Source organism: Streptomyces sp. NBC_01283 (assembly GCF_041435335.1).
Taxonomy (GTDB): domain Bacteria; phylum Actinomycetota; class Actinomycetes; order Streptomycetales; family Streptomycetaceae; genus Streptomyces.
This window is the reverse complement of record NZ_CP108430.1, coordinates 641,589-667,646: the sequence shown is the minus strand read 5'-3', so window position 1 is coordinate 667,646 and position 26,058 is coordinate 641,589. Positions and strand designations below refer to the sequence as shown.

Here is a 26,058-nt window from a genome sequence, read left to right as displayed (position 1 = left end):
GCACATGGTCGTGCGGTTGGCGGATCGTGCTCACGACTGAGCACTCCTGATTGGGGGCACACATGGTGCACCCTTGAGTGTTGGCTGCCCAACCTGCAACAGCAGTAACTCATGTGTGGGCAATGAAGGCTACGTTCTGACGTCCGTCGACGAATGCATGAGATGAAAAGTGACCCTCACTTCCGCGTTAAGTCGATCCCGCGTTCGAAATTGACGGAGTTGGTGGGCCGAAAGGCAACGGAAGGCTTTGGGAGGCGGCGGAAGGCATCCGAAGGCAGTGGAAGGCGTGTGCCATGGGGGAGTTGGGCGGGGGAGTTACTGAAGTCGGTGGTGGTTTGCCCGCCATCAGTCGACCGCCGAAGCCATGCGCCGGACTGCCTCGGTGAGTACATCCGGGGAGGCGGCCAGGTTGAGACGGACGAATCCCTCGCCGCCGGTCCCAAAGGTGCTCCCCGAGTTCAGGGCGACGCGACCGCGCCGCAGGAGGACCTCGGCCGGGTCGTCGCCCAGTCCCAGCTCCCGGCAGTCGAGCCAGGCCAAGAAGGTGCCCTGCGCAGGCGTGTAGCCGACGGCGGGCACATGCTCGGCCAGCAGCGAGGCCAGGAGCCGGCGATTGTCGTCGAGGCCTGAGAGCAGCGCGTCGAGCCAGTCACCGCCGTCACGCAGGGCGGCCGTGTGGGCGATGATGCCCAGATGGCTGGGTCCATGGCTGACCTCTTCGGGGAGGCGGGCGAGGTCGGCGGCGGCCTCGGGTCCCGCGACGGCGAGGGCGGCCTTGATTCCTGCCAGGTTCCAGGCCTTGGACGCCGACATGAGTGACAGCCCGTTCTCCGCCCCTGGCACGCCCAGGAAGGGTACGAACGACACGCACGCCGCCACGATCGGGGCGTGGATCTCGTCCACCACGACGCGTACGCCGTGCTCCCGCGCCAAGCGTGCGACCTGCGTCAACTCGGCGGCGGTGTGCACGGTGCCGGTCGGGTTGTGCGGGCTGCACAGCAGATACACCGGGTTGTTCGCGTCCCGGGCCGCACGGCGGAACACGTCCTCCAGCACGGCGAAGTCGATCCGCAGCTCGGCCCCGAGCGGCGCCTCGACGACGGGGCGGTCCAGGTTTCCGACGAACTGGTAGAAGGGAGGGTAGACGGGCGAGTTGACGATGACGGGGTCGCCGGGCGCGGAGACCAGCTTGAGCATCTCTACGATGCCGAGCATCACATCGGGCACGATCGCCGTGCGCTCGACGGCAAGGCCGTCCCAGTCCCACCGCTTGTGGGCGAACTCGGCCAGCGCCTCGGCGTAGGCCGTCCCGGCCGGATAGCCCGTGTCACCGAGCGCCACGGCCTCGGTGATCGCCTCGGCGACCGGCTCGGCCAGCGGGACGTCCATCTCCGCCACCCACAGTGGCAGCACGTCGTGCGGATGCGTCCGCCACTTCAGGCTCGTACGCCGACGCAGCTGCTCCAGCGTGAGCTGACACAGCGGATTCGTGCTGTTCGGCACGACGGGATCACGCGACACATTGTCCATACGTCAAAAGTAGGCAGACTCGCGCAGATGCCTGCCCGCTTCGACGGGATCAGACGTCGTCCCGGGGCGATTCCACTGACTCACGGTTCAAGAGGGGGCACAGGCGGCTGCGCCTTTTCGGTCCAGTAAGGTGAGCCTAACCTGCCTGCTCGCCCGCATGTCCGCCTGCCTGCCGACCTTCGAGGAACCCCTGTGCCCGACGCCGCGACACCCGTAACCGTTCCGCCGTCGGGCGGTAGCGCCACGGCGCCGTACACCTGGCAGGAGCTCCGCTCGGACGACGAGCTGACCGAGCTGCTCGGCGAGCCGCACCCGATCGTCATCGACAAGGTCCACGACGAACTGACCGCCGACGACCTGGGAATCCTCTCCCGCTCCTCGTTCTGCCTCGTCTCCACCTCGGACGCGGAAGGGAACTGCGACACCTCCCCGCGAGGCGACGCACCGGGTTTCATCCACATACTCGACGCGCGCACCATCGCCCTGCCTGACCGCCCGGGGAACCGGCGCGGTGACAGCTTCCGCAACATCCTCGAGAACCCGCACGTGGGTCTGCTCCACCTGGTGCCGGGCAGCTCCGAAATCCTGCGCATCAACGGCCGGGCCCGCATCCTGACGGACGCGCCGTTCTTCGACGCGATGACCGTCAAGGGTCAGCGGCCCCGACTGGCGGTCCTCGTCGAGATAGATGAGATCTACCTGCACTGCTCACAGTCACTGCGACGCGCCGGCCTCTGGCGGCCGGAGACGTGGCTGCGGGACTCCTCCCGTCCTTGAGGCCCTAAGGCCTTGACGGCGACTGTTCCGCCGTCCCCGCTTCGGGCGTCGTCCCGGTGAGCAGGCTCCGTAGCGCGGAGGCGGCGTCGTCGGCAATACGGGTGGGTTCGTACGACTCCTGGGTCCACGGTCGGCCGTCCGAGACCCACACGCTGCGCAGGCCGAGGGCGTTGGCGCCCGCGATGTCGGCGCGCGGGGAGTCGCCGATGACCCAGGCATCGGAGAGGGAGCCCCCGACGGCTGCCGCCGCGGCACGGAAGATCTCCGGCTCCGGCTTCTTGTGACCGACTCCCTCGGAGATGACCCAGCCCTGCACGAGCCGGTCGAGTCCGGTACGACGGATCTTGGCTTCCTGCTGTGCGACGCGTCCGTTGCTGACGATGGCGCAGGTCCAACCGCCGGCCTGCGCTCGGCACAGGGCCTCGCGAGTAGCGCCCGCCAGTACGACGCGATCGGCGCCGCCGTCGTCAAGCAGGGCACGGACGGCGGCGGTTGGCACCGAGGCGCCGTACCGATCGGTCATGGACGAGGCGACATCGGCACGGGCCCTGTATCCACTGGCGTCGAGGGCCATCACCCACGTGAGTTCGGCGTCAGGCAAGCCGTGCTCGGCCAGAAATGCCCGGACCGCGGCGCGGAAGGCCGCATCGCGATCCACAAGGGTGTTGTCGAGGTCCAGCATCAGCAGCGACACGAGCGGCATTGGACCACACGGGCGCCGCGACCGGCCCGTCGAATTGCACCGAACTCAAGAAGTCCCGATAGGCAGGGAAGAAGTTCCCCTTGCCCGTGGGGCCGGAAGACGTCACGACCGTACAACCGGTTCCAGTCCGATCTGCCCCGGTCGTCCATGCCCAGCGCCGCGAGATCCGGGGTGCTTCCCTTGAGGGCGATCATGTCGCCGGTTCCGTCGAGGCCCGAGAACATGCAGTAGGAGCCGACGGCGAGCTTGATCATGGTGTTTGCCCTGCGCATACGGATCCGCCTTCGTCATCAGGCCCGCGGTCCGCGAGGTGCGGGTTCGAGGACAACGGCACGGCGGACCATGTGTGGCGACTGACCTGATTCCGACACATGCCGTTGGGGCGGTCCCTCCATGGAGGGACCGCCCCAACGGCATATGACGCGTGTATCGAGACCGTAAGTGCTCACTGCTCACTGCTGAGAGCTGAGCGTTCAGTGCTTGCCGACGTCCTTGGCCTTTTCCTTGGTCTCGCGGGCGTCGCCCTTCATCTGCTGGGCGCGGCCCTTGGCAGCCAGGCTTTCGTTGCCCACGGCGCGTCCGGCGGCTGCCGCGGCGGCGCCGGTCGCCTGCTCGAACTTCGCCTTGGCCTTCTCGTTGGCGGTCATGGTCCGCTCACGCTCCTTGGCATCGACGTCATGTGCTGTCAGTACGCCTGGCCGCTCAGTGCCCCGGCAAACATCATCACCACAGGAGATCGTCCCCAGGAGATTCCCGAGAAATTCCGCGCCGCGGATGTCGAGAACGTCCGGGCGGCTCCGTCCCAGGGGCACGAGCGGCCACGGACAGGTCACTCGACGACGACACCGCCGACGAAGGAGCGATCACCATGCAGCCGACGGAGATCACCGAGATCCTGAACCGACCGATCAGCCAGGAGCTGCTGGCCCGCGACCTGACCCGCCTGGCCTACGTCGCCAAGGACGGCACACCGCGCAGCATCCCGATCGCGTTCACCTGGAACGGCTCGGAGATCGTCCTGTGCACCGCGACGAATGCCCCGAAACTGCCCGCACTGCGCGCGAACCCGATGGTTGCCCTGACCATCGACACCGAGGTGCACCCGCCGAAGATCCTGCTCATCCGCGGGCGGGCCGAGCTGGACGTCGTCGACGGCATCCCGGACGAATATCTCCAGATGAACGGCAGCTACCAGATGACACCCGAGCAGCGCGTCGAGTGGGAGGCCGAGGTCCGCTCGCTCTACGAAGGCATGGTCCGGATCGTCGTCACCCCGACCTGGGCGAAACTCATCGACTTCGAGACGACCCTGCCCACCGCGGTGGAGGAGCTGATCCGGCAACGGGCCGAGCGCCGGCAGACCTGAGATCACCCGGCCGGATCTTTGTGTGTTTGTGGGGCGGATCTGCGAGCACTTGGTGGTCTGGAGGTTGATAACAATGGTTCCCCTGATTCTGGTGCTTCTTCTTGCTCTGCTCCTCTTCGGCGCGGGTTTCGCCCTGAAGGCGTTGTGGTGGATCGCCGTCATCGTGCTGGTCGTGTGGCTGCTCGGCTTCGTGGTCCGACCCGCGGCGAGTGGCGGTCGGAAGGGCCGCTGGTACCGATGGTGATGCACACCGCGCGTACTTGAGAGCCGCATAGAGCAGCACAGAGCGGCACGACGCCACGGGCGGTGGCGCGCGTGCCTGAAGGGTGGGCCCGGCCTGGGACGGCCGGGCCCACCCTTCTTCGTTCGAGTCGGCCCGGGGCCCTCAGGACGAGTGAAGCCGCCGGGATGCCCGGTCGGCCGTCAGGCGCGGCAGCGCAGCATCTCCAGCGGCAGGTTGGCGTTGAAGTCGGCCCAGTGCTCCGTACCGAACTCGCGCACGCCGGCTTCCGAGACCGTCAGCGGCACCCAGGTCAGGTCACTGAACCCGGCCGCCCCGAGGCACTTCTGGTAGACGTCGCGGCGCGGCAGGTTGGCGATGAACGAAACAGGTGCCGGATCGAGCAGCGCCGTGGTCCTCACCTGCGGCCCCGTCTCGCCTTCCTCGCCGGTCAGCTCGCTGCGGAAGCCGTACTTGTCCGGGCCGGGACCCTCGAACCGGAAGTCGGGCGACTGATTCAGCAGGAACAGCTCGCCGCCCGGCTTCATGTTCCGGCGGATGTTGCGACACATGCGTTCCGTCGTGGCGATGTCCGGTGCGTAGTTGAGCAACTGGACGGCCAGTACGACGTCGAAGCGCTCGCCGAGCGGCCGCAGTTCGGCCACGTCACCGACCTCGTAGCGCACACCCAGCGGATCACTTTCCTCCAACTGCTGCGCCACGGCCACCATCTCACCGGAGATGTCGATGCCGAGGACATCGGCGGCTCCCCGCCGCTTGAACTCCCTGCTGTAGAAGCCGGTGCCGGATGCCAGGTCAAGGACAGACTTGCCGCGCACGTCCCCGACCAGCGCCAGGAAGCTGGGCACTACCGCGTACTGCTCCAACGGCAGCGCCTTGAAACCCTCGTACGCCTCACCGATCTCGTCGTACTGTTGCTGCGCGCTCATGGTGCTGTCCTCCTCGGCTTGCACTTGGCCAGGGCCCCCGTCGCCGGGGCATGCCACGGCTCTTGCTTGGCAGTCTCTACGAGGCCAGGCGGGCGTCCGTATTGGCGGAAGACACGAAGATCCGGGCATCGTCCCGGCTCGGCGCACAAGGCGGTGGAGGCAGAGGGGCGGATGACACGCGCTCAGGGCATCAGGATGCCGGGGCGGGCTTGGGTTCGCCGGGGTTGACGACCACGACCCCGTCTCCCTCCAGTTTCAGCTGCACTGCCTCGCCGGAGCCGCCCTTCACCATCGACCCCACGCTCTGGGAACGGTGCAGCGACGTGCGCAGTTGCGGGGTCCAGGCGACGACGGCGTCGGTGTCCACGTGGACGGGCGCGTCCGGGGTCACCGGCAGCACCAGCGGGATGCCCGCGCTGGTCAGCGCCAGCCGGCCGGTGCCGGTGAACGTGCAGTTGAACAGGCCGCCGCCCGCCATGCCCGCGCCTTTGACGGTGGTGATGTCGTAGTCCAGCGAGGCGTCGAAGCACAGGATGTTCTTGCCGTTGACCGTGAGGCCGCGGTTCTCGTCCACGTCGACGAGGAAACAGTGCGCCGCGTCCGACGCGAACCATGCCTCGCCCTCACCGCTGACCGTCATCAGGGCCAGGCCCTCGCCGGTCACCGCCCGCTTGAGGAAGTTGCCCACGCCCTGACCCTGCCGCTCGAACTCCAGGGAGCCCCGCCAGGCGACCATCGTCCCTTGCCGCGCCCGTGCCTCGCCCTTGACGGTGTAGCGCACCGCCATGGAGTTTTCCTGCGTGAGCCCGGGGGTCGACGAGGGTTGGATGAAATTCTCGGGATCGAAGAGATTTCGCATCATGCATCTCCCGGTACCCCCTCAAGTAGCCCTCAGGCACGCCGAGTTGAGCCAGCCCCTTTCCGACTGGTCCTCGATCCGCGTTCTACGGCCCCATCCGGTGAACGGTGGCCGCGCGTAAAGCAGTTCGTGCCCATCGGGGCGGACGAGAACGCCTCGGACCTCGGGGCCCGGACACCACCACAACGTGCCCTCAAGCCGTTCAACGGCGTCCCGCTGGCGCTCCCGGTCGCCAGGACGATCAGCGGGCACAGCTCACCGGACGGGTCACGCAGGACGATACCGAGCCGAGCGCCCACGCCTTCCGACCACTCGATGCCGCTGACCGATCCTGTCCAGGTCGCGACGGCGAACACGGTGGTCGCGACGGCGCTGGTCACCAGCCACCGCAGGGAGCGGTTGCGATGGCGGGCCAGGGCATGGGCAGTACGCGGGGTGTGCGGAGCGGGTGGGCCCGAGCCGTCCTCCGCGTGGTCGGGAGCACGGGCGCCCGACTGCCACAAGCTGGGAGAGCCATGAGCGAGCGCAACGACGGTCTGACGAGATCGCACGTGCGGTGACGACAACACGCATGTGGCCGCCGTCGTGACGTGTCGTCGCGCTGTTCGCGGGTACCTGGTCGGGCCAAGAACCGAAGGGCCAAGGAGGAGACATCGTGGGCGAGGAATGGATTCCGTCTTCAACCGGCGAGGACGGCAGCACGCCCGTTCCCAGGGATCTCCCCGACCAGCAGGCGACGGACGAGCCGGACGCCTGGGATCTGGACGTGGGCAAGGCTGCCGACAGCGGCGGCGACAGCGACAAGGCGGCCGAGGTCCCCGATACGGACGAGGGGGGCACCGCAAGGCGCGGCGAATCCCGGGCCGTGGAGAGCCACGCGGAGGAGCCGGTTCCGGACGAGCCCACCGGGTGAGTACAGGTGCCACCGAATTCTCTTCCGCTCCCGAAGGCAATCCGACCCGGATGCAGCTCCGAACTCCCTCTGATCAACAGCAGCGGGGACATCGTCCACAACTGGTGGTGCCGCACACCTGAAGCCCGGGGCCTGACCTGACGACGGGCGGACCGCGACCGACTTCCGTCGGCGTGTGTCCGCCCGTCTGTGTGTCGGCCCCTCCGTGTGGTCAGGAGTGCCCGCCTGCCTCCAGTCGCCGCAAGCAGTCCTCCCAGCGCTCGCGCCGTTCGGCCGGTTCCTGTTCCCACCAGGCCGTACCGCGTTCCCCAAGTCCCGTCTTCGCGAGCTGCACGCGCGCTCGGGCCGCCTTCCGCGCGTCCTCGTCGTCGCCCGCGGCGGCGACGGCCCGGCGAGCCGCCATGAGGTGGTGAGTCAGGCGCTTCGCCTCATCGTCGGGTACGAGGGGGTCGGTGGCCCGCCAGCGTCGGCCCTTGATGACGATGAAATGGCCGTCCTCGGTGTACTGCGTGTCATCTGTCGCCACGAAGCCATCATCACCCGGCAATGACCCACTGCCGGGTGATCGCGGACATCGTCGGTCGCGTCATGCCCCCGACCGGGCGCCCCGTCATTCCTTCAGGTTGCCGACCGGAATTGCGTGAGCGAGCTTGGTGACAGCAGAGAGGGCTCTGGAGAGTGCGCCCTGCCCCATCCCAGCCCTTCGATTCTCAGGAGGAACGATGAGCAACCCCGAGCAGGATCCGAACCAGCAAGAGGGCCCTGCGGACGGCGGCGCGGCGGGTACGCCCGGCGTTCACGACGGAGGTGCCGACGGTGGCGCCGAGGGTCCCGCGGACGGCGGCGCGGACGGCGGTGCCGAGGGTCCCGCGGACGGCGGCGCGGCGGGTACGCCGGGCGTTCATGACGGAGGTGCCGACGGCGGAGCCGGCGTGTCCGACAGCGGCTCTTGAGCATCCCCGCGACTGAGCTCCAGGACGTCGGCGCAGCGAAAGGCGCCAAGGGCGCGAAAGGCGCCACGGACGCCACGGGCGCCGACGTCCTGGAGACACGGCTGACCGGCCTGAGCCGGGACGATTTCGCCCGCGACATCTGGGCGCGCACAGCGCTGCTCACGCGCCGCGCGAGCGACTTCTCGGACCTGTTCTCCGCTGACGCCGTGGACGAACTGACCTCGCGTCGCGGGCTGCGTACACCCTTCCTCCGCGTGGCCAAGGACGGCTCCACGCTCCCCGAGTCGTCCTTCACCTCCCCCGCCGGTGTCGGCGCCACCATCGGTGACCAGCTGGACGACACCGCTCTGTGGCGCACGTTCGCCGACGGCGCCACCCTGGTCCTGCAAGCCCTGCAGCGCACGTGGGGGCCGGTCGCGGACTTCACCGCCCGGCTGAGCACGGAGCTGGGGCATCCGGTGCAGGCGAACGCCTACGTCACTCCGCCGCAGAACCGCGGATTCGACGACCACTACGACGTCCACGATGTCTTCGTGCTCCAGATCGACGGCGCCAAGCGCTGGCTCGTCCACGAGCCCGTCCATCCCGATCCCCTGCGCGACCAGCCCTGGACGGACCGCCGCGGCGCCGTCGCCGAAGCCGCGAAGGGCGAGGCGTACATCGACACCGTTCTCGAGCCCGGTGATGTCCTCTACCTGCCGCGGGGCTGGCTGCACGCCGCCCGGGCGCAGGGCGAGGTCTCGATCCACCTGACGCTGGGGATCCACACCTGGACGCGCTACACACTGGCCGAACAGCTCGCCCAGTCGGCACTCGCGATGTTGCGTGACGACCCCCAGATGCGCGGCACCTTGCCCCTGGGCGTGGACGGGCCGGACGGCGAGCTCGACATCGTCCGCGACCGCCTCGTCGCCGCCCTCACCCAGGCTGATTCGGCTCCGCTCTTCCACCGCACCCGGCGAAGTCAGGCACGCCCCGCGCCGCTGGGACCGCTGGCCCAGCTCAAGACCGTCGACGGCCTCGGCCCCCACTCACGGGTGCGCCTTCGCGGGCAGCTGGAAGCGCGGCTGGAGGGCTCGCGCCTGTCCACGCGCGTGGGCTGGCTCGACTTCCCGGAGACCGAACTGCCGTCGGTGACCAGCATGCTCGACGGCGAGGCCCGCACCGCAGGCGAACTGGGCGTCGACCTCGTCGTCAGACTGCTGCGCGCGGGCGTACTGGTGCCCGCAGAACAGTGACGTGGCCACGGTGACCGCGGCAGAACGCTTCTTCTGCGCCGACGCTGCGCGCACACGCGGCGACTCACTGGCGGGCACGGCACCGTACGGCTCCGTCTGGGTACTCATCGAGCACCGCGGAGGCTGGCCGCCCAACGGCTTCGACGGCCTCGACCTCGAACCGCACACCAAGGGAATCGTGTTCGCCGCCGCCCACGCGGTGCGGGCCCGCGTCCTGCTGATCCGGAGGCACGGACGCCGCAGCCCCGAAGGCCCGAGCCGCTGGGCCGTGCTGCGCCACGAGAACTCCGGTGCCCACCGCCAGCAATGGGGCACATGGCACCGTGATCAGGACTTGGCGGAGATCGCCGACGCCCTTGATGCCTCCGCCCCCGGAGAGCTGGGCGGCCCGCCCGTCGTTCTGGTCTGCGCCCACGGTCAGCACGACACCTGCTGCGCCGTGCGCGGCAGGCCCGTGGGACGTGCCCTCAGCGAGCGCTGGCCGAACCTGGTGTGGGAATGCACGCACGTCGGCGGTGACCGGTTCGCCGCCAACGTCGTCGTCGCACCCGACGGCGTCTACTACGGCAATCTCGACGCCACGTCGGCGGTTACCGCAGTCGAAGGGCACCTGGCCGACCGGATTCACGCGGACCATCTGCGCGGATACACCGATCTCTTCCCACCGCAGCAGACCGCTGTCGCAGCTGTGCTCAAACGCTTCGGCCCGGCAGGCAGGCACGATTACGCGGTCGTCGACACCCACCGCGAAGACAACTGCTGGCGCATCCGCATCACCGGCCGCCCGCCCCTTCCGACGGCCCTCGACGTCGAGGTGCGGTCCCACCGCACACCGCCGAGTCAGCTGACCTGCCGAGGACTGTCGATGAGCTCCGCGGCCGTGTACGAGGTCACCGCCATCAGCGTTACCACCGACGTATCTCAACGACCAAACAACTGAGCGAGCGTGCCACCGAAAAGGAGGGTCGGCGGCACACTCGCTCAAACCGTTTCGAGCCGACAGGCTCTTCTACGGTGCGATACGGCTGATCAGCGGTTGACGCAGGTGTTACCGAAGGCCGGGTTCAGCAGGCCGATGACGTCGACGGTGTTGCCGCACACGTTCACCGGGATGTGGACCGGGACCTGGGCCTGGTTGCCCGAGAGCACACCCGGCGAGCCCACGGCAGCACCCTGGGCGCCGGCGTCGGCGGATGCGAGACCAGCAGCGCCCATCACGAGGCCACCGGTCGCCAGCACCACGCTCATCGTCTTCTTCATGGCAGACATACTTCTTTCTCCTTGGGTTCGTTCAGCCGGAAGGCGCCAAGCCAGCCTCAACAGACCTCGCGAGGCCGGAGCACCCCGCTTCGTTGGCGCCTGGGCTGATCAACGCCCTATCTGGTCTCCGGACACGCTGATTCCCCCAAATGCCGACTTCGGGGCTGAATCGTCCCCCGAGCGAGCAGCGCCATCAGCCGATCGGCCTGCCGTTCCACGGTGCCGGGCGGGTTCCTGACGTGCTCGTGATCGAAGGCCAGGAGAAACAGCCAGACCAGGGCGAGGAGCCGCCGGCACTCCCACAGCCGGGCCTCCTCGGCCGCCGTGAGCTCGAAGTGGCCCAGAAACGTGGGGACATCGAATGGGTGCTCCACCCAACTGCCCACATGCTCCGTGATCTCCGCGAGTTCGAAGGCGCGATCGCTGCGGCCCGAGTCCTCGAAGTCGACCACGCGAACCCGGGAGCCGTCCCACAGGTAGTTGGCGAGGTTGCCGTCCCCCGGGCCAAAGACCGGCCCGACCTGCGACGCACCTTCAGTGCCAAGGCCCGACCCTCCAAGCCATTGCAGTCCGAGGCCCATGGCTCGACCCACCGGTCCACCGACCCGGGGATGGACGGTCACCGCCCACTCATCGAGCTGGGCCACGAGATCGCCTTGCTGCCCGGGCCCGACAGGGACGTGCCGCAGCGCGTCGGCGGGCACTGCGGCATGCAGCTCGTTCAGCGCTGCCGCCAGCGCCTTGACCTGCTCTTCGTCCGGGGAGCGGCCCCGCAGGGGAGTACCGGCAAGACGGGACATCACCACCGTCGGTACTCCGGCTGCAAGGTGCATGCTCCTCGGGGCAGGCGCCAGGCCGGGTGCGTACTCGCCAAGCAGTGTCAGAGCACGCCATTCACGTTCCGCGCGCTTCTCGTCCCCGCGTGAAAACCGCTTGACCACTTGGGCAGCAGTTACCTCGACCGCATGCGTGCCCCACCCGTCCGGCCCCATGAGCAGCGATCATCCCAGGCAACTCGGCGTTGGTTCAACATCCTTGAGCCCCACGCCCGGGCAGTGTGATGTGCGTTCCCTCAGGCGCCAGGCCGGGTGCCGGTCCCGCTGGGCTCGTGGTCGGGGGCTTCGGCGCGGTCGGGATCGCTGAGCGGTGACCGACCCCGGGCGGCCGAGCAGTGGGGCAGCAGGTATCCGGTCAGCGCGGTGGTCAGTCCGGCCAGTCCGGCCAGTCCGGCCGCCGCGAAGCCGGCTGCCGGCACGGAGGCGTCGATCGCCACTCCGACGATCGGGGTCCCGAGCGCGAATCCCGCGCTCAGCGCCGAGGATCGCAGCCCTGTCGCCTCGCTGCGCACACCGGCGGGGGCGAGTTGCACCACCGCGGCGGCCACCGTGGAGAGGGTCGGCCCGGTGAGCAGTCCGGCACCGACCACGGCCACGCACAACCAGGGCGCGTCGTGGGCCAGTCCCGCGGGAAGGGTCACGAGTCCGAGCAGGCCGAGCAGCAGCCACGTGGGCAGGTGCCGGGACAGCGCGCCGTAGACAAGACCGCCGACGACGGAGGCCACGCCGTACGTCGCCACGACCACGGCGGCCCAGGACACCTGGCCGGCTTGTTCGAGGGTGGCGATGATGGCCAGGTCGGTGCCGCTGAGGAGCATCGTGCTGCCGAATGCCATCAACAGTGTGGCGATCATGTGCGGGCCCAGCCACTCCCGGCGACGGGGGCGGGTGCCGGTGTCGGCAGCCGCCTCGTCCTTGGTGCGCAGTGGCGGGTTCAGCAGGGCGATCCCCGCGCCCCCCACCACGATCGCGGCGCCGACTCCCCACGCCACCATGCCGGGAGACGCCTTCGCCGCGCAGAGGATCACGATCGGCGGGCCCACGATGTAGGACAGTTCGCCCTGCACCGACTCCAGTGCGAACGCGGCACGGCGCTGTCCCGTCGTGGTCATCGCGGCGATCGCCTGCCTGGTCACCGGCTGGGTCGGCACCATCAGCAGCCCCGCCACGAAGGCGGCGCCCAGCAGGATCCCGTACGGCAGGATCGGCACGCTCAGCCAGAACACGACCTGCACCGCGACGGTGACCAGCAGCACCGTTCGCAGACCCCGACGGTCGCGCGGTGTCAGCATCGGCCTCAACCAGGCGGTCCTGCGCTTCGGTTCGACGCTGACGCTGTTCTTCTTCCCCATCCTCAGCAGCGGCCTCGGCACGCATGTGTACTGGGTCATCCTCGTCGCCCCCGTCGTCGGTCTCGCCGCGCTCCTGGTGAAGCGCTGGGAACCGGTCGGCTTCGACGCGGACGCGGAGGAACGGGCCTGGCTGGAGACCACGCAGTCCAAGAGCTGAACCGACCCGCAGGACTCCGCCGTCAGGCCGGCTCGCCCTGCAGCGCGCGGGTCCCGGGCGCGCAACTCCTGCGCAGCTCGTCGAGCTCGGCGGCCGTCAGCTGCTTCTCGGCGGAGCCGCGGCGGCTGTCGTCGAGGCGGGCGCGGGCGCCCTCCAGCCACTGCGGCGATGGCTCGACGCCGACGAATGCCGCGAGGCGGGCTAGTTCCTCCCGAGGGGCGTCGAGGAGGTCCTCGTAGGAGAGGGTCATGCGCTGATCGGCAGGCAGGCCGTCGAGGAATTCCGTTCCCTGGATGACCAGTTCGGACCACAACGCGCCGAACCGCGACAGGGGAAATTCACGATCCCGTACGAGGGCGGGGTCGAAGCGCTCGTCGAGCAGGGGCGCCAGGTCCGGTGGCAGGGAGCGCACATGTTCTTCCGTCAGGTCGCTGAAGCTGTCGATGCCTGTCCGCTCCCTGATCTCGCGGATCAAGGTGATCGTGCGGTAGCCGGTGTGTCGGCTCATGGACAGGGCACAGTCCGGCCCGTCGCGATAGAGGTGCACGAACTTCGCGTACGGGAAGGCAGCCCGCAATCCGGGTGCCCAACCCGTCGAATACCCGGAGCGTTCCACGACGGCGGTGCCCCCCGTCCGTGCGCCGAGGAACTCGAAGAGCGCTTCGTGGTGTGCGGTGGCGGGACGGTCGGGCCAGTCGACGACCGCTGCGCGGATCTCGTCGAGGAGACCGTCGGGGTCGTCGGTGAGATGGGGCAACACCATGAGGGACAGCGCGGGGATGCCGGTGGTCTCGGCCGTGTAGCGCCCGGGACCGCGGGTGTAGAGGAACTCGGGCATCAGCAGGCCGCTGCGGATCATGTTCGCGAAGTACGGGGTGGGCCGGAAGAGGGCATCCCAGAACTCCGCTCCTGACACGAGGCCTTCGGGGAAGGCCGCGTCACCGACCGAGGCCAGGTACTCGTTGAGGCTGAGCACGTCGGGGTGGGTGTTGAGGATGCGGGACAGCGCGGTGGAGCCGCTGCGGCCCGTGCCGATGACGAAGGTCAGGCTGCGCAAGGTCACTCTCCGAGGCACAGGGCGGGTGTTCCAGGGCTTGGTGCACCTCAGCACACTCACGCCGGGGGCACCAGATGGCAGCGGCGTACGGGGTGGGACGTACGGAGTGCGGCGTCGTGCAGCGACCTACGCCATGGAGGTCATTGCCAGAACTGAGCGAGCACGCCCTCCTTGAAGGGAGCCGGAGAAACCGCGAGGTCGCCGGCGAAGGGATGATCCAAGGTCAGGCACAACAACAGACTCACACCGATCAGCGCCGCGACCGACACGACGAACATCAAGTTCGCGCGCAGGCTCTTGATGCCGTAGAGGAAGGTCAGGGGCAGCATGATGAGCGCGCCGCCGTAGACGAGGATGTTGAGGAGCGAGGGGAGGGACTGCTGGGCATCGGCGAGCCGGGTACGGCGGGCGCCGGCGATCTCGCCCAGCGTCGAGACCGACTGTTCGTAATAGGTCGTCTCGGCCTCGGTCTGCGGCTCGTAGTCCTGGAACACCTGGTAAAGCTGGGTCACTTCATGGTTGGTGACGCCGGGGTCGGGCCGTCCGTCGCGCATCAGCGGCCATTGCTTGTCGACGACGACATGGACGTAATCCCCAACGGCGCTGATCACTCGACGTTCCTGCGGGGGTGGGAACGCTGCGGCATCGCGCAGTACCTCGGCGGTCTGGCTGGCCTCAAGCGCGACGTTGGTCTCCGCCTCGTTGAGGCCTTCCCATTCGGCCACGACGACGAAGGCCAGGATGATGCCGTAGATCGCGGCATACATGCCGAGCACGACGCCGATCATGTCGTTGTGCGTGCCGTTCGCGTGGTGGGGAAATCTGCGCCGCAGCAGCAGTATGCCGCCCGCGGCAGCCAGTACGGCGCCGCCGCCGAGCAGCCCGGCAAGCGCGAGAGTGCTGAAGTTGTTGAGCAGCCAGATACCCACGGCCTCATAACGCCGGAGGGCCGTCCGGGTCACACCTTTGCTGTTCCGTTCCCCTGCTGTTCCCTTCCCAGCAGGAGGGGATGTCGGCGCAGGCTGTTGACCTCAGGGAGGGAAGCGGGGCGGGTTCGGCCCGGGCCGGCGCACGGGCCGTGTTGCTCGGCGTCCCGCCCGAAGGCGGTGCGAGGGCCGTCCGCGCTTACGGATTCACCGTGAGACCGATTCGATGTCACCCATGGCGATCACGGGGTGCATTCGGGGATCGAGCCATTTCAGGAGTTCGGACATCTTGTTGCGGGGGAGTGCGACGCATGCCTGTGTCGGCCCACCGTGTTCGATGTGGATGAAGATGCCTCCACCGAGTTCGGATCCCATGGGCCGATCGAGGTCTCTCGGCGGGGTGCCGGGAGTTCGGTTGTAGTTGATGGCCACCACGTGGTCGAAGGCTCCTCTGAGGGATTGCCCCATGGAGCCGACGCCGTCCTCCTCGTAGACGGGGGACTGGTCGTAGGGCAATTTGGAACCCGGGTCGGGCAGAAGCCCCCCGGCGTCGCTGAGGCCGAATACCCCCACGGGAGAACTCAAGTCGCCTGCCGTGTGCCGCGTGGTCCAGCCGCGTTGGCCGTTGCGGGCCGGCCATGGTTCGAAGACTCTGCGCCACTCGCCCTGGGCCCCGCGCTCGTACAAGTGAACCGTGGCGTAGCTGGAGTCGGGTGCGTCTCCTGACACCAGGACGACTTGCTTGGCGCCGAGCCGGTCCACGGACCTTTGCATCCGCTGGCCGAGCTGGGGGATTGTGCTGCTTCGATTCCTGAAAGAGAGGCTGCCATGGGCCTTGGGCGGCGCCGCTTTGGCATGGTTGCCCGACCGGCTGTCGTCCTGGCCGCTTTCGTTGCCGCACGCGCTGAGGGAAACCGCACAGAGGAGCAACGGAATGATCAGCCGGGGCAGCGTGGTATTGAGCACTCCCGCATTGTCTTCGGGTTCTACGATTTAGCGCGGAAGCGGACAGCGTGTCGACGCGAATGGCCACGGGTCATTCGTCCGTCCGACGGCCGGTCGCGAATGAAATGGCGGAGGAGGGCCCGGGGGTCTTCCTCACGGGCGCGGCCACGGGCGCCCGTCGATACGTTCGAGGTCGGTGTTGAAGCGCCGTAGGTAGTGGGCGAACGCGGAGATGTCTTCCTTCGGCCAGTCGGTCATGACCCTGCCCAGAGAACGGATCATGCCCTCGCGCTCCTCGTCGAGCAGTCGGGCGCCCTCGTCCGTGATACGGAATTTGCGGGCCATGCCGCCCGCCGGATCGGGGATCCGCCCCACGAGACCGGCACGCATCGCGGCGGAGGTCTGCCGCTGAAGGGTCGAGGCGTCCAGGTCGAAGGCGTCGCTCAGCTCGCCGATGGACATGGGGCCCTGGACGCGGATGCGGCTGAGGAGAACGTAGGCGCTGCGCTCCATCACGCCGTCCACGCGGCGACCTTTTCTGCGGGTCAGCAGCCCGTGACGGCTGAGCAGCATCTGCTCGTACTCGACCTCGCTCGTGGCCTTGTCCATGTGGTGGTGCCTCTCCTTGTAGCCGGGCCACCGCACTGTCCCTGGGCCTGTGGCTCCGCCCTCATCCCCCCACGTCCCCCGGGGCATGTATCGACCATATCTTATGCATAATACAAAAGGCGTGTACGGTGCACATTCGTCAACCCCAACCAACCCCTGAGGACTCGCGTCATGAACGCCTCTCAGCCTGCCGTCAGAACCGGCGGCGTGGTCACCACGCTGGCACTCGCCGGCACGGTGGCCGCAGTCATGCAGACCCTGGTCACCCCGCTCATCGCGGAACTGCCGCAGATCCTGGACACGTCGTCCTCCAACGCGGCCTGGGTGGTGACCGTCACGCTGCTCGTCGCGGGTGTCTGCGTACCCGTCTCGGGCCGTCTGGGTGATCTGATCGGCAAACGCCGGATGCTGCTGATCTGCGCCCTGCCCCTGGTCGTCGGCTCGGTGGTGTGCGCCCTCTCCTCCACCATCGTGCCGATGATCGTCGGGCGAGGTCTGCAGGGCATGGGCATGGGCATGGTGCCCCTGGGTATCGCCCTCCTGCGGGACGTGGTGCCCGCCGCGAAGCTCAGCGGCTCGATCGCGTTGGTCAGTGCTTCCATGGGCATCGGCGGAGCACTCGGCCTGCCGATCTCCGCAGCGGTCGCCGAATACGCCAGCTGGCGCGTGCTGTTCTGGGGCTCCGCGGTCCTCGCACTGATGATCGCCGCCCTGATCTGGTTCTTCGTCCCGGATGTCCCGGCCGGGGCCAAGGGCCAGCGCTTCGACGCCCCTGGCGCGACAGGCCTCGCGATAGGCCTCGTGTCCCTCCTGCTCGCCATCTCCAAGGGTGCCGACTGGGGTTGGGGGTCGGGCACCACGCTCGGCCTGTTCGCCGTCGCGGTCGTGGCGCTCGGCGTCTGGGGGCTCTACGAGCTGCGTACCCGTGACCCCCTGGTCGACCTGCGGACCACCGCCCGCCCGCGCGTGCTGTTCACCAACATCGCCTCGATCCTGGTGGGTGTCGGCATGTACGCCTTCATGCTGATCGCCCCACAGCTCCTGCAGTTCCCCGAGACCACCGGCTACGGCCTGGGGCAGTCGATGCTGGCTGCCGGGCTCTGGATGGCGCCCGGCTGCGTCATGATGATGATCGTGTCCCCGCTGGGCGGAAAGCTCATCAACGCCCGTGGTCCGAAGCTCGCCCTGGTCCTCGGCGCACTCGTGATCGCCGCCGGATACGGCCTGTCGCTGATGCTGATGGGCACCGCCTGGGGCCTGATGATCGTGGGACTCGTCATCAACAGCGGCGTGGGCCTCGCCTACGGCGCGATGCCCGCCCTGATCATGAGCTCCGTCCCGCTCTCCGAGACCGCCGCCGCCAACGGGTTCAACACCCTCATGCGGTCGTTGGGCACGACCATCGGCTCGGCCGTGATCGGCGTGGTCCTCGCACAGATGACCATCAACCTCGGCGGTGGCCACACCATCGCCTCCGAAGACGGGTTCCGGGTCGGACTGGCGATCGGCTGCGGGGTCGCACTCCTTGCCGCCGCGGTCGCCGCCGTCATCCCGGGCCGCGCCCGCCCCACGGAGGACGAGACCGACCGCGCGACCGCGGTGGAAGAGGCCACCGCCCGGAGCTGAGCGTCGCACTGTGAGGAGCGACAACTGAGCGCCGTATCAGACCCGTTCGGTCAGGTGCGGCGCTCAGCCTCCGCAGCGTGATGAGTGGCGCGGCAGCCGCGTGATCAGTTCGTCGGGCTCAGGGCGGCGTCGTACTGCTCGTCGGAGACCGGTTCGAGCCAGGTTGTCGCCGTCGCCGTCGCCGTCGCCGTCGCCGTCGCCGTCGCCGTCGCCGTCGCCGTCGCCGTCGACCATGGCCAGGTGGGCCGTGAGGCGGGAGCCCGGATCCGGGCGTCCACGGAGCCCTGGGCAACGCACCCATGGCGAACGCCTTCCTACGTGCCGGAAAGTCAACGTGGGGCGCGAGATCAACATGACGTGGAACTGACCCGCGCACGGATGTTCCAGGACGGTGTCAGCGGGACCCGAGTGGCGCGTGGTGTTCAGGGGTAGAGCGCGTTAGACCGGCGACAGTGACGAGACGACTGCCGGACACCTTGGCACCGCACGACCGCGGGGATCCCGGCGGCGTGCCGTGTGTCATGAACTGGACATGCGCATCCTCGTGATGCGCCTGGAGAAGGGCGACGACGCCATGAACAGATCCGTCTTCAAGGGCTCGTTACGGATGAGCCTCGCGCTCGGTGCGGCCCTGGCGTCGACCGTGCTCTGCACCCCCGCGAGTGCGAGCGCGGGCGTGCCCGGGTACGTCAGCGCCGGTACGGCAGCGGCCTCCGACGCCCGGGTGAGCACTGAACGCGACTGCCCCGTCGTGTACTTCGACCTGGGCGAGACACTGGTGCACACCGCCGACGACGGCAGCATCACCTATCAGCCCGGCGCGGCCACGTACCTGCGCGCCCTGCGTGAACGCCACATCAGGATCGGCCTGATCACCAATGTCCCGCCCTCCTGGGGTGCGACCGACGCCGAGCGCGCCGCCAGGCTGAAGAAGGAGGTCGACGCCACGTGGCGGGGTGCGCAGCCTTTCGCCTGGAAAGACTTCGGCGACCGGATTCTCACTCCCCGCACGGAGGCGGAACGTAAACCGGCCCCTGCCCTCTGGGAGCGGGCGAAGGCGGGCTCGGGCCACTGCCGGCTCGTCTACCAGGCGGAGACGGCCGAGGAGGTCCAGGTCGCGGCCTCGCTCGGCTATGTGCCGTACCAGGTGGACCAGCCGCACCGGCCCACGTTCCTCCCGGTCGGGCTGATCGAAGTCCTCGGCCGCCGGTCCGGCTGATCGACTTCCGCGCGCAGCGCTGCCGCTGAGGTGTGCTCCCTTCCCGGGTGCGCACCTCAGCGGGCGGTAACCGCTCCCCAGCCGTTACCTGTTGGCCCGCGGCCCGCCGCGCCTGCCTCCGGTCAGGCGGCCCGCGTCGTCGGCGTCCGCCGTCTCCGGAGGCGGCACCGCGGCCCGCTCCACCACCCCGCTGCGCAGGAGCAGTTGGAAGACCCCGAGCAGCACCGCCGTCGCGAGCGCGCTGTGCCACAGCAGGACGTTCAGATGCCCGGCGGAGAGATAGGCGCCCGCGGCGACCGCGGCCAGTGCGCACACCCCACGGTCCACGATGCTCTCGATCGACAGGAGGGTGGCGCGCGGTGCGTGCGCGGGCACCGCGTCGTTCACCAGCTTGCGCTGGATGGGGTACGCGAAGCCGGTCGCGGCGGCGAACAGGCAGAGCAGGGCGACCACGGCCCATGGCCCGCCCAGCGTCATGGCCGCCAGGGTGCCCGCGAGCGCCAGGCTCAGGATCGAGACCCAGGCGACCGGTGGCAGGCGGCGGCTCAGCCACTGGGGGCGGGCCGAGGCCACCGCCTCCGCCACCGTCATCGCGGCCAGCACTCCGCCGTGCGAGGCCTCCGCGATGCCGTGGTCGAGCAGGATCGGCTGGAAGAGGTTGACCTGGCAGATACGGGACAGAGTGAAGACCGCCACGCCCTGGACCATCACCAGGGTCAGCCACCGCGAGGAGGCGACGCAGCGCAGCGCATGACCCGCGTCACGCAGGAACGCGCCGCCTCTGCGCCCGCCGCCGGCCTTCTCCGTACCGCTGCCGCCGGCGCTGCCAGCCCCCGCCAGCCGGGGCAGCGCGATGGCGCAGGCGAGGGAGCCCGCCGCGCTCGCGGCACTGAGCACGTACGGCGCCGCGTGGGCGAGGGACATCAGGGGCCCGACCAGCGGCCAGCACACGACCTTCGCCGCGAGCCCCAGGGCCCGCGCGGTGCCCTCCGCCTTCAGATAGTGCTCGTCGCACTTCTCGGCCCGCAGCCCGTCGTACAGATAGGCGCTCGCGGCACCAGACGTGAGGGAGCGGCCCGCGGCGATGGCGAGGAAGTGGACGAGGAAGCCGGTGTACGAGGCGCTGAGGACCGGCGCCAGATTCGCCGCCGTCATGACCACCGCCCCGGCACGCAGGCAGTTGCGGGTGCCGATCCGGTCGGCGATCAGGCCGGTCGGGATCTCGAACAGGCAGAAGGCCACGTAGTAGATGCTCTGGATGCCGAAGATCTGCCCGTCCGTCAGCCCGGCCGCCTTCTGGTAGGCGTAGAACACGGGCATCCACCACAGCAGGTTGAACAGCAGCTGGAAGCCGTAGTTGAGCCGGATGATGCGGCGGGCGGTGTCCGTCAGGCCGTGGCCCGGCTCGCTGCCGATGCGCGGTCGGCCCAGTCGCGGGCTCACAGCGCGTACGGGCGGATCTGGACCAGCCGGAAGTCGCCCTGCTCGGTCATCAGCCACTCGATGTCCAGCGGCTTGTCCACCTCGGCACCGCCGAGCTCCGACCCGCTGAAGTGGGACTGCAGGAGCCGCCCGGCCAGGGAGAGGTCGGCGAGCCGGGCGCGGGTGGCGGCGGACAGTGCCTCGCCAAAGGAGCCCAGGGCGACGGTGCGGCCGCCGCCCTCCACCGTGTTGTAGAGGTATTGCTGCGGCAGGACCGATCCGTCGACGACCTGCTCCGGAGAGCCGGGGGAGCAGTTGAGGTAGACGTTGCGGAAGTCCTCGCGCCGTGTCGGGTTGCAGGTGACCAGGACACCGCCGAGGGAGGCGGGCACGTACTCCTGGATGATCACGCCCATGTAGGTGTCGTCCAGGGAGATGCCGACCTGGTGGCGCAGTCGCACGCTGCGGGGCGAGAGCAGGGAGGCCCACACCTGGCGTACGGCGTCCAGGAGTTCACCGGTGCCGTGCACGGTGGTCACGGAGTCGTAGACGCCCGCGGCGGAGAACCCGGGCAGGTCCTCGGCGTTGGACGAGGAGCGCACCACCAGGCGTCCGCCCGGGGTGGCGGGGAAGGCCTGGCTGATCTGCCGGGTGACGGACTCGGGGAGGGGAGTGTGCCGGATCAGGTGCTGGAGCTGTAGGCACAGGGAGTCCAGGACGTCGGTGGCGTCGAGTTCGAGTGCCATCTTGAGCTTGCCGATGCCCTGCTGGAGGGCGGGGGAGGAGGCGAGGAAGTGCTGCTGGAGCGCGAAGGGCAGCGCCACGCCTTCGGGGGCGCCGACCGTCGTGGCCACGAAGTCGGCCGCGCGGGCGCGTAGTTCGGCAGTGGAGGATGCGGCGAGGCCGAGGCGCGCCGCGAGGTGTCCGTGCAGGTCCTCGCGCGGGGGGCGGGGCTGCCCGTAGAAGGCGATCAGGTCGGCGCTGCGGCTGTCGAGTACGTGGTGCAGTTCGCCGAGGTTGGCCGCCTTGGTGCCGTAGCGGTCCCGGTCGGCGCTGCGCAGCCGGTGCAGGGCCAGCACCGGGGTGTCCTCGAGCAGGGGCGGCTCAAGGCGTATGCGCTGCTGGTGCCAGGCCGGGGCTCGCAGGTCGGGCTCGTGGTCGAGACGCTCAAGGAGGATCTCGTCCTCGCGCACCCGGTAGCGGACCCACGCGTCGCCCAGCTGGTCCCTGTCGACGAGCTGTTCCAGGTCGCGCACGATGGCGTTGGGTATGCCCCAGCCGGAGGCCAGTACGTTGGTGTGCGAAAGCGGCGTGATCGGGGCGGTGTTGAGGAAGCCGGCCACCCGGGGCACGTCGTCCGGCAGACACGGCATGGCCACGATGTCCGCCCAGCCGAGAGCGGCCTCGGCCGCCGCGTACTCCTCGTGCGTACGGAAGTACCGCAGGCGCCCGGTGGCATCGCCGGGGTTCAGCGGGGTCCGGGTCCGGGAGCCGAAGAGCTCGTGGCTCAGGATGCGCGGCACGCGCAGTTCGCTGATCGCCGCCAGCTCCTCCTCCTGCCCGTGGTTGGCGGGCTTGAGGAGTACCGGCAGCCTGCTGTCGACCCGTTCGCGCGTGAACTCGTAGAAGAACGCGAGCAGTTCGCCGTGCATGGTGTCGGCCTCGGTCGTTTCCAGGACGAGGAAGGTGCGTTCGCGGCCCTCCGTGTCCTGCTCGGTGTGCAGGGAGAGCACACCGAGCAGGAAGCGACGTCCGGGGTCCATGTAGACGGAGGCGTTGAACGCGTCCAGGTCCGCGTCCAGGGCGGCGAGTTCCATGCCCAGGACGCGGGTGGCGATGTAGTTGACGTGGAAGGGGTGCGCGGCCGTGTCGAGCAGGTGCCAGGTGTGCTCGGCGCGGTCGACGACGACCTTGAGGTACGGGTGACCGGCCAGGACACCGGAGAGGGTGCGGAAGAGCGGCAGGGAGAGGTGCTCGCCGATGACGGTGCGGTCCGTGCCCGGTTCGGCGGCGCCGGTGAACAGCTGGGTGGTCATGGGGAAGCCTCCTCGGACGGTGCGGGCTGTGTGGTCTGTGCGGATGGCGTGGTGTGCGTGGCCTGCGTGGACGGTGCGGCGGGCAGGACCTGCGGCAGCGCGTCCACCAGGGTCCTGAAGTCGCGGAGCACCGTGCGCGGGTCGGTGGCGGACAGCAGGCACAGGGCTGCCATGGTGTTGGCGCCCGCGGCCGGGTCGTAGACCGGCACGACGCTGCCGTCGGCGAGCGAACTCTCCGCGACCACCGACAGCTCGCTGCCCTCGCTCAGCGGTACCTCCGCCTCGACCGCGGAGAAGTCCCAGAGCCTGCGGTCGTGCCAGGCCTCGCCCTTGCCGTCGACCGCCAGGACGACGAGGGAGCCCGCCGCGCCGTCGGCCTGCGCCGGGGTCAGAGCCTGCTCGGGCCACGCGACCGTGCGGCCCAGGAGGTGGTCGACGAGCATGCCGACGAGGTCGAGTCCGAAGACCTCCTCGACCTGCGGCACCGTCATCGCGCCGCCGAACCGGGCAGCCGTCTCGATCAGCCACATGCCGCCGTCCGCACCGAGCTTGATCTCGGTGTGGATTCCGCAGTCGCGGAGACCGAGGGCGTCCACGGACTCCCGGGCCAGGGCCACGATGCGGTCCTGGGCGTCCTGGGGCAACAGGGCGGGGGTGATGCCCGCCCGCTCGGTGAACGGCTCGACCGTGGGCATCCGGCCGCTGAGGCAGACCGGGCGGAACACGCCGTCCGCCACGACGCCCTCGACGCTGACGTAGTCACCCCAGCCGGGCTCGTCGAACCAGTGCGCGGCGGAACCGGTCACGATCTGCTCGACCACGAAGTCCGCGTCGGCCTCGGCGACATGCAGCTCGGAGTATCCCAACTGGGCGGATTCGGCCATCACTTCGCGCGAGCGTCGCCAGGCGGCGGACACCTCGTGCGGGGAGCGGATGATCTGGTGCGCGGTGGAGCCCGCGCTCCAGGCCGCCTTGAGGAGGAGCGGGAAGGGCAGACGACCGGCTGCCGCGTGCAGCTCGTCCTCCGTGGCGACGGGGCTGAACTCGGGCTGCGGCAGGCCGTGTTCCTGCCAGGTGCGCCGCATCAGGCGCTTGTCACGGGCGAGCGCGGCGGCGCCGCCCGCCCCGGCGAGGCCGAGCTCCTCGCACGCCTCGGCGACGGCCACGACCGCGTACTCGGAGAACGTGAGCACCGCTTCCGCGCCCACGGCCTTGGCCTGCGAGACGATCAGGGACACCAGGTCGGAGCGCTGCGCGTCGGTGGGTGTGACCACCGAGGCGCACAGTTGCCGGGCGGTGCTCGCCACGGCGGGAGGAAGAGCGCTGAGCGCCAGCAGGTGTATCTCCGCCCGCACGGCCGCCCTGGAGAGGACGTGACCGAGCGGCGGACCACCCTTGGCATGCACTAACAGCACCTTGCTCACTGAAGTTCGTCTCCATTCGTCCGGTTGGTACGGGTCCTCGTACGCGTTGTCGTACGGACTGGTGACGCGCGTAGAAGGCGGGACATCACCAGGGGTACGTTGCGGGGCGTGTTCACCCGCACACTCAAGGGGACCAGGTGGCAGGTGCTCGTGGGGCCACCGTGGGCACTCGCTGCTCAGGCAAATGCCTGAGTCGCAGGCCGCGTTGGGATGTCTGCACGCTCCGCCGGGGCGTGTCGGCTTGCCGATGGGTGCGCGCGAGTGCCTCCCGGGCCGAGTGCCACTTCGGCCGAGAACTGAGCATGCGCGTGATCGGGACGGGATACGCATCGCGGGTGACTGCGCGTCAAAAGCCGTATACGGACGGAGAGAACCCTGTGGACGATTCCAGCCTCAAGGCACTGCTCGAGCACCTTCCCGTGTTCTGGTGGGAGGTCGAGGAGCCGTGGCAGGTGCTGGAGAGGGGAGGCGGCGCCTTCGCCGACACGGGTACGGCACAGCGCTTCCTGGACCGCATGCACCAGGAACTACCGGCCCCGGGGAGCCCGTTGGAGGACGGACGTCATCAGGCCCGCTTCGACGGCCGCACCTTCGACGTGAGCTGGACCCTGGACGAGAACGTCGCCCACAGCCGTACGCGTGGTCTCGCGGTGGAGGTCGACGCCCACCCCGAGGCCCCGCGCCGGTACGCCGCCTTCGCCGACCTCGTGGACCTGGCCCCGGCCGCCGCCTTCATCCGCGACCGGCATGGACGCTACCTATGGGCCAACCACGCCTACGCGCACCTCTACGGCACCACGGTGGAGGACCTCGCCGGCAAGTACATCGAGGACTTCGACGCCCCCGCCGAGGCCGACCAGTTCCGCGCCCTCGACCAGGAGATCCTCACCCGGGGCACGCCGGTGCGCCACACCCTCGGCTACCGGCGCCCCGACGGCAGCGCGGGCCAGGCGGTGGGCCACCGCTTCCCGGTGCGGGAGAACGCGCAGACCTGCGTCGCCGGAATCTACGTGGACATCACCGACCACCTCCGCACCATGGTCCAGCGGCAGGAGGCCGAGGAGAACCTGCAGGCGCTGCGCGACCACAGCGGACTGCCCTGCGCCCTGCTCTCGGCCGACGGACGCGTGATCGAGGCGAGCGCCGCGGCCGCCGAACTGTTCCACCTCGGCCTGCCCGACCTGGTCGGCCGCCGCGCCCACACCCTGCTCGCCCCGGCCCCCGCCCGCGACCTGGATCGACTGCACCGCAGATGGAACGGTCTGATAGCCCGCCGCACCAGACGGGTGGAGACCTCCGCCGTGCTCGTCGACACCCAAGGGCAGCAATGCCGCGCGCAGCTCCACCTCACGACGGTCGGTCACTCCGCTGCCCGCGCCCGGCACGTGTGGGCCGTCGTCACCCACCAGAGCCTGGCCCACGAAGCCCACCCCTCCCTCACCGCCGCGCAGATCCGCATCCTCTCCCTCCTGGCGGAGGGCAGCAGCAACAGCGACATCGCCACCTCGATGAAGCTGTCCCGCCAGACGGTCGACTATCACCTCAGCCGCCTGCGGCAACACCTGGGCGCCGCCACCCGCCCCGCCCTGGTTGCCCGCGCCTACGTCCTCGGCATCCTCGCCCCCCGCGCCTGGCCGCCGCGCTCGGCCACGGCGGCCCATCCGCTCAGCGCCGTCTGAC

The 26,058-nt window shown here is 69.4% G+C and carries 29 protein-coding genes; 11 read left to right on the top strand and 18 right to left on the bottom strand.

Annotated features, from left to right (window positions below; all coding sequences use genetic code 11):
• Window positions 1–345: 345 nt before the first annotated feature.
• Entirely contained in the window at window positions 346–1,530 is a 1,185-nt protein-coding gene (locus OG302_RS03010; protein ID WP_371525217.1) for a MalY/PatB family protein, read from the bottom strand.
• 192 nt (window positions 1,531–1,722) lie between these two features.
• On the opposite strand from OG302_RS03010, the gene OG302_RS03005 reads away from it, so the two are divergent.
• A complete protein-coding gene (locus OG302_RS03005) occupies window positions 1,723–2,307 on the top strand; it encodes an MSMEG_1061 family FMN-dependent PPOX-type flavoprotein (protein WP_371525216.1) in 585 nt (194 codons plus the stop codon).
• A 4-nt stretch (window positions 2,308–2,311) separates the two neighbouring features.
• On the opposite strand, the gene OG302_RS03000 is transcribed toward OG302_RS03005, so the two are convergent.
• From OG302_RS03000 to OG302_RS02990, 3 genes are all read right to left on the bottom strand, one after another.
• Window positions 2,312–3,010, bottom strand: coding sequence for an HAD family hydrolase (locus tag OG302_RS03000; RefSeq protein ID WP_371525215.1), 699 nt, complete (start codon window positions 3,008–3,010; stop codon window positions 2,312–2,314).
• On the bottom strand, window positions 2,989–3,264 hold the full coding sequence (locus OG302_RS02995) for a peptidase inhibitor family I36 protein (RefSeq protein ID WP_371525214.1): 276 nt from the start codon (window positions 3,262–3,264) through the stop codon (window positions 2,989–2,991). Before OG302_RS02995 ends, OG302_RS03000 begins: the two co-directional genes overlap by 22 nt.
• A gap of 219 nt (window positions 3,265–3,483) precedes the next feature.
• On the bottom strand, window positions 3,484–3,657 hold the full coding sequence (locus tag OG302_RS02990; RefSeq protein WP_361834912.1) for a CsbD family protein: 174 nt from the start codon (window positions 3,655–3,657) through the stop codon (window positions 3,484–3,486).
• A gap of 221 nt (window positions 3,658–3,878) precedes the next feature.
• Here OG302_RS02990 and OG302_RS02985 point away from each other — a divergent pair, with 221 nt between their 5' ends.
• Together OG302_RS02985 and OG302_RS02980 are read left to right on the top strand one after the other, a co-directional pair.
• Entirely contained in the window at window positions 3,879–4,376 is a 498-nt protein-coding gene (locus OG302_RS02985) for a pyridoxamine 5'-phosphate oxidase family protein (RefSeq protein ID WP_371525213.1), read from the top strand.
• 73 nt (window positions 4,377–4,449) lie between these two features.
• Window positions 4,450–4,620, top strand: a complete 171-nt coding sequence (locus OG302_RS02980) for a hydrophobic protein (protein ID WP_361834918.1) — start codon at window positions 4,450–4,452, stop codon at window positions 4,618–4,620.
• Window positions 4,621–4,799: 179 nt separating this feature from the next.
• Here OG302_RS02980 and OG302_RS02975 read toward each other — a convergent pair whose 3' ends face one another.
• On the bottom strand, window positions 4,800–5,546 hold the full coding sequence (locus OG302_RS02975; protein ID WP_371525212.1) for a class I SAM-dependent methyltransferase: 747 nt from the start codon (window positions 5,544–5,546) through the stop codon (window positions 4,800–4,802).
• A gap of 190 nt (window positions 5,547–5,736) precedes the next feature.
• A complete protein-coding gene (locus OG302_RS02970; protein ID WP_371525211.1) occupies window positions 5,737–6,408 on the bottom strand; it encodes an AIM24 family protein in 672 nt (223 codons plus the stop codon).
• A gap of 652 nt (window positions 6,409–7,060) precedes the next feature.
• On the opposite strand from OG302_RS02970, the gene OG302_RS02965 reads away from it, so the two are divergent.
• Window positions 7,061–7,318: a hypothetical protein gene (locus OG302_RS02965; RefSeq protein ID WP_371525210.1), complete on the top strand. Its 258-nt coding sequence runs from the start codon at window positions 7,061–7,063 to the stop codon at window positions 7,316–7,318.
• Window positions 7,319–7,529: 211 nt separating this feature from the next.
• Here OG302_RS02965 and OG302_RS02960 read toward each other — a convergent pair whose 3' ends face one another.
• On the bottom strand, window positions 7,530–7,844 hold the full coding sequence (locus OG302_RS02960) for a hypothetical protein (RefSeq protein WP_371525209.1): 315 nt from the start codon (window positions 7,842–7,844) through the stop codon (window positions 7,530–7,532).
• A 196-nt stretch (window positions 7,845–8,040) separates the two neighbouring features.
• On the opposite strand from OG302_RS02960, the gene OG302_RS02955 reads away from it, so the two are divergent.
• The 3 genes from OG302_RS02955 (at window position 8,041) to OG302_RS02945 (ending at window position 10,449) form a co-directional block, all read left to right on the top strand.
• A complete protein-coding gene (locus tag OG302_RS02955; RefSeq protein ID WP_371525208.1) occupies window positions 8,041–8,271 on the top strand; it encodes a hypothetical protein in 231 nt (76 codons plus the stop codon).
• 89 nt (window positions 8,272–8,360) lie between these two features.
• On the top strand, window positions 8,361–9,509 hold the full coding sequence (locus tag OG302_RS02950; RefSeq protein WP_371750004.1) for a cupin domain-containing protein: 1,149 nt from the start codon (window positions 8,361–8,363) through the stop codon (window positions 9,507–9,509).
• A gap of 10 nt (window positions 9,510–9,519) precedes the next feature.
• A complete protein-coding gene (locus tag OG302_RS02945) occupies window positions 9,520–10,449 on the top strand; it encodes a sucrase ferredoxin (protein ID WP_371750003.1) in 930 nt (309 codons plus the stop codon).
• 89 nt (window positions 10,450–10,538) lie between these two features.
• Here OG302_RS02945 and OG302_RS02940 read toward each other — a convergent pair whose 3' ends face one another.
• From OG302_RS02940 to OG302_RS02930, 3 genes are all read right to left on the bottom strand, one after another.
• Entirely contained in the window at window positions 10,539–10,769 is a 231-nt protein-coding gene (locus OG302_RS02940) for a chaplin (protein ID WP_371750002.1), read from the bottom strand.
• A 116-nt stretch (window positions 10,770–10,885) separates the two neighbouring features.
• The gene (locus OG302_RS02935) at window positions 10,886–11,761 is read right to left on the bottom strand and encodes a phosphotransferase family protein (protein ID WP_371525207.1); all 876 of its coding nucleotides are present in this window, start codon (window positions 11,759–11,761) and stop codon (window positions 10,886–10,888) included.
• Window positions 11,762–11,841: 80 nt separating this feature from the next.
• The gene (locus OG302_RS02930; RefSeq protein WP_371525206.1) at window positions 11,842–12,861 is read right to left on the bottom strand and encodes an MFS transporter; all 1,020 of its coding nucleotides are present in this window, start codon (window positions 12,859–12,861) and stop codon (window positions 11,842–11,844) included.
• Here OG302_RS02930 and OG302_RS02925 point away from each other — a divergent pair.
• A complete protein-coding gene (locus tag OG302_RS02925) occupies window positions 12,848–13,114 on the top strand; it encodes a hypothetical protein (RefSeq protein WP_371525205.1) in 267 nt (88 codons plus the stop codon). The two genes, OG302_RS02930 and OG302_RS02925, sit on opposite strands and share 14 nt — an antisense overlap.
• A 22-nt stretch (window positions 13,115–13,136) precedes the next feature.
• Here OG302_RS02925 and OG302_RS02920 read toward each other — a convergent pair whose 3' ends face one another.
• From OG302_RS02920 to OG302_RS02905, 4 genes are all read right to left on the bottom strand, one after another.
• Window positions 13,137–14,177, bottom strand: coding sequence for a sulfotransferase (locus tag OG302_RS02920; protein ID WP_371525204.1), 1,041 nt, complete (start codon window positions 14,175–14,177; stop codon window positions 13,137–13,139).
• Window positions 14,178–14,311: 134 nt separating this feature from the next.
• The gene (locus OG302_RS02915) at window positions 14,312–15,100 is read right to left on the bottom strand and encodes a DUF4239 domain-containing protein (RefSeq protein ID WP_371525203.1); all 789 of its coding nucleotides are present in this window, start codon (window positions 15,098–15,100) and stop codon (window positions 14,312–14,314) included.
• A 204-nt stretch (window positions 15,101–15,304) separates the two neighbouring features.
• A complete protein-coding gene (locus tag OG302_RS02910) occupies window positions 15,305–16,063 on the bottom strand; it encodes a hypothetical protein (protein ID WP_371525202.1) in 759 nt (252 codons plus the stop codon).
• 132 nt (window positions 16,064–16,195) lie between these two features.
• The gene (locus OG302_RS02905) at window positions 16,196–16,651 is read right to left on the bottom strand and encodes a MarR family winged helix-turn-helix transcriptional regulator (protein WP_371525201.1); all 456 of its coding nucleotides are present in this window, start codon (window positions 16,649–16,651) and stop codon (window positions 16,196–16,198) included.
• A 171-nt stretch (window positions 16,652–16,822) separates the two neighbouring features.
• Here OG302_RS02905 and OG302_RS02900 point away from each other — a divergent pair, with 171 nt between their 5' ends.
• The gene (locus OG302_RS02900; protein ID WP_371525200.1) at window positions 16,823–18,277 is read left to right on the top strand and encodes an MFS transporter; all 1,455 of its coding nucleotides are present in this window, start codon (window positions 16,823–16,825) and stop codon (window positions 18,275–18,277) included.
• A 104-nt stretch (window positions 18,278–18,381) separates the two neighbouring features.
• Here the strand turns inward: OG302_RS02900 and OG302_RS02895 are convergent, their stop codons facing one another.
• A complete protein-coding gene (locus OG302_RS02895; protein ID WP_371525199.1) occupies window positions 18,382–18,555 on the bottom strand; it encodes a hypothetical protein in 174 nt (57 codons plus the stop codon).
• Between the two features lie 254 nt (window positions 18,556–18,809).
• Between OG302_RS02895 and OG302_RS02890 the strand changes: the two genes are divergently transcribed.
• Window positions 18,810–19,496, top strand: coding sequence for a hypothetical protein (locus OG302_RS02890; RefSeq protein ID WP_371525197.1), 687 nt, complete (start codon window positions 18,810–18,812; stop codon window positions 19,494–19,496).
• 84 nt (window positions 19,497–19,580) lie between these two features.
• On the opposite strand, the gene OG302_RS02885 is transcribed toward OG302_RS02890, so the two are convergent.
• Genes OG302_RS02885 through OG302_RS02875 form a run of 3 tightly spaced genes read right to left on the bottom strand, consistent with a single transcriptional unit; the run spans window position 19,581 to window position 24,378 of the window.
• A complete protein-coding gene (locus OG302_RS02885; RefSeq protein WP_371525196.1) occupies window positions 19,581–20,939 on the bottom strand; it encodes an MFS transporter in 1,359 nt (452 codons plus the stop codon).
• Window positions 20,936–22,954, bottom strand: a complete 2,019-nt coding sequence (locus OG302_RS02880; protein ID WP_371525195.1) for a PEP/pyruvate-binding domain-containing protein — start codon at window positions 22,952–22,954, stop codon at window positions 20,936–20,938. The genes OG302_RS02885 and OG302_RS02880 overlap by 4 nt, the downstream gene beginning before the upstream one ends.
• The gene (locus OG302_RS02875; RefSeq protein WP_371525194.1) at window positions 22,951–24,378 is read right to left on the bottom strand and encodes an acetyl-CoA carboxylase biotin carboxylase subunit family protein; all 1,428 of its coding nucleotides are present in this window, start codon (window positions 24,376–24,378) and stop codon (window positions 22,951–22,953) included. Before OG302_RS02875 ends, OG302_RS02880 begins: the two co-directional genes overlap by 4 nt.
• 377 nt (window positions 24,379–24,755) lie before the next feature.
• Here OG302_RS02875 and OG302_RS02870 point away from each other — a divergent pair, with 377 nt between their 5' ends.
• Window positions 24,756–26,057: a PAS domain-containing protein gene (locus OG302_RS02870; RefSeq protein ID WP_371525193.1), complete on the top strand. Its 1,302-nt coding sequence runs from the start codon at window positions 24,756–24,758 to the stop codon at window positions 26,055–26,057.
• Window position 26,058 lies beyond the last annotated feature (1 nt).

What these genes read in the sequence shown, in the direction of transcription:
- OG302_RS02995 (WP_371525214.1), bottom strand. Translation starts at nt 3,264, where the DNA reads ATGATCAAGCTCGCCGTCGGCTCCTACTGCATGTTCTCGGGCCTCGAC.
- OG302_RS02900 (WP_371525200.1), top strand. Translation starts at nt 16,823, where the DNA reads ATGAACGCCTCTCAGCCTGCCGTCAGAACCGGCGGCGTGGTCACCACG.
- OG302_RS02980 (WP_361834918.1), top strand. Translation starts at nt 4,450, where the DNA reads ATGGTTCCCCTGATTCTGGTGCTTCTTCTTGCTCTGCTCCTCTTCGGC.
- OG302_RS03010 (WP_371525217.1), bottom strand. Translation starts at nt 1,530, where the DNA reads ATGGACAATGTGTCGCGTGATCCCGTCGTGCCGAACAGCACGAATCCG.
- OG302_RS02905 (WP_371525201.1), bottom strand. Translation starts at nt 16,651, where the DNA reads ATGGACAAGGCCACGAGCGAGGTCGAGTACGAGCAGATGCTGCTCAGC.
- OG302_RS02880 (WP_371525195.1), bottom strand. Translation starts at nt 22,954, where the DNA reads ATGACCACCCAGCTGTTCACCGGCGCCGCCGAACCGGGCACGGACCGC.
- OG302_RS02985 (WP_371525213.1), top strand. Translation starts at nt 3,879, where the DNA reads ATGCAGCCGACGGAGATCACCGAGATCCTGAACCGACCGATCAGCCAG.
- OG302_RS02990 (WP_361834912.1), bottom strand. Translation starts at nt 3,657, where the DNA reads ATGACCGCCAACGAGAAGGCCAAGGCGAAGTTCGAGCAGGCGACCGGC.
- OG302_RS03000 (WP_371525215.1), bottom strand. Translation starts at nt 3,010, where the DNA reads ATGCCGCTCGTGTCGCTGCTGATGCTGGACCTCGACAACACCCTTGTG.
- OG302_RS02970 (WP_371525211.1), bottom strand. Translation starts at nt 6,408, where the DNA reads ATGATGCGAAATCTCTTCGATCCCGAGAATTTCATCCAACCCTCGTCG.
- OG302_RS02890 (WP_371525197.1), top strand. Translation starts at nt 18,810, where the DNA reads ATGCGCATCCTCGTGATGCGCCTGGAGAAGGGCGACGACGCCATGAAC.
- OG302_RS02935 (WP_371525207.1), bottom strand. Translation starts at nt 11,761, where the DNA reads ATGGGGCCGGACGGGTGGGGCACGCATGCGGTCGAGGTAACTGCTGCC.
- OG302_RS02940 (WP_371750002.1), bottom strand. Translation starts at nt 10,769, where the DNA reads ATGAAGAAGACGATGAGCGTGGTGCTGGCGACCGGTGGCCTCGTGATG.
- OG302_RS02955 (WP_371525208.1), top strand. Translation starts at nt 8,041, where the DNA reads ATGAGCAACCCCGAGCAGGATCCGAACCAGCAAGAGGGCCCTGCGGAC.
- OG302_RS02975 (WP_371525212.1), bottom strand. Translation starts at nt 5,546, where the DNA reads ATGAGCGCGCAGCAACAGTACGACGAGATCGGTGAGGCGTACGAGGGT.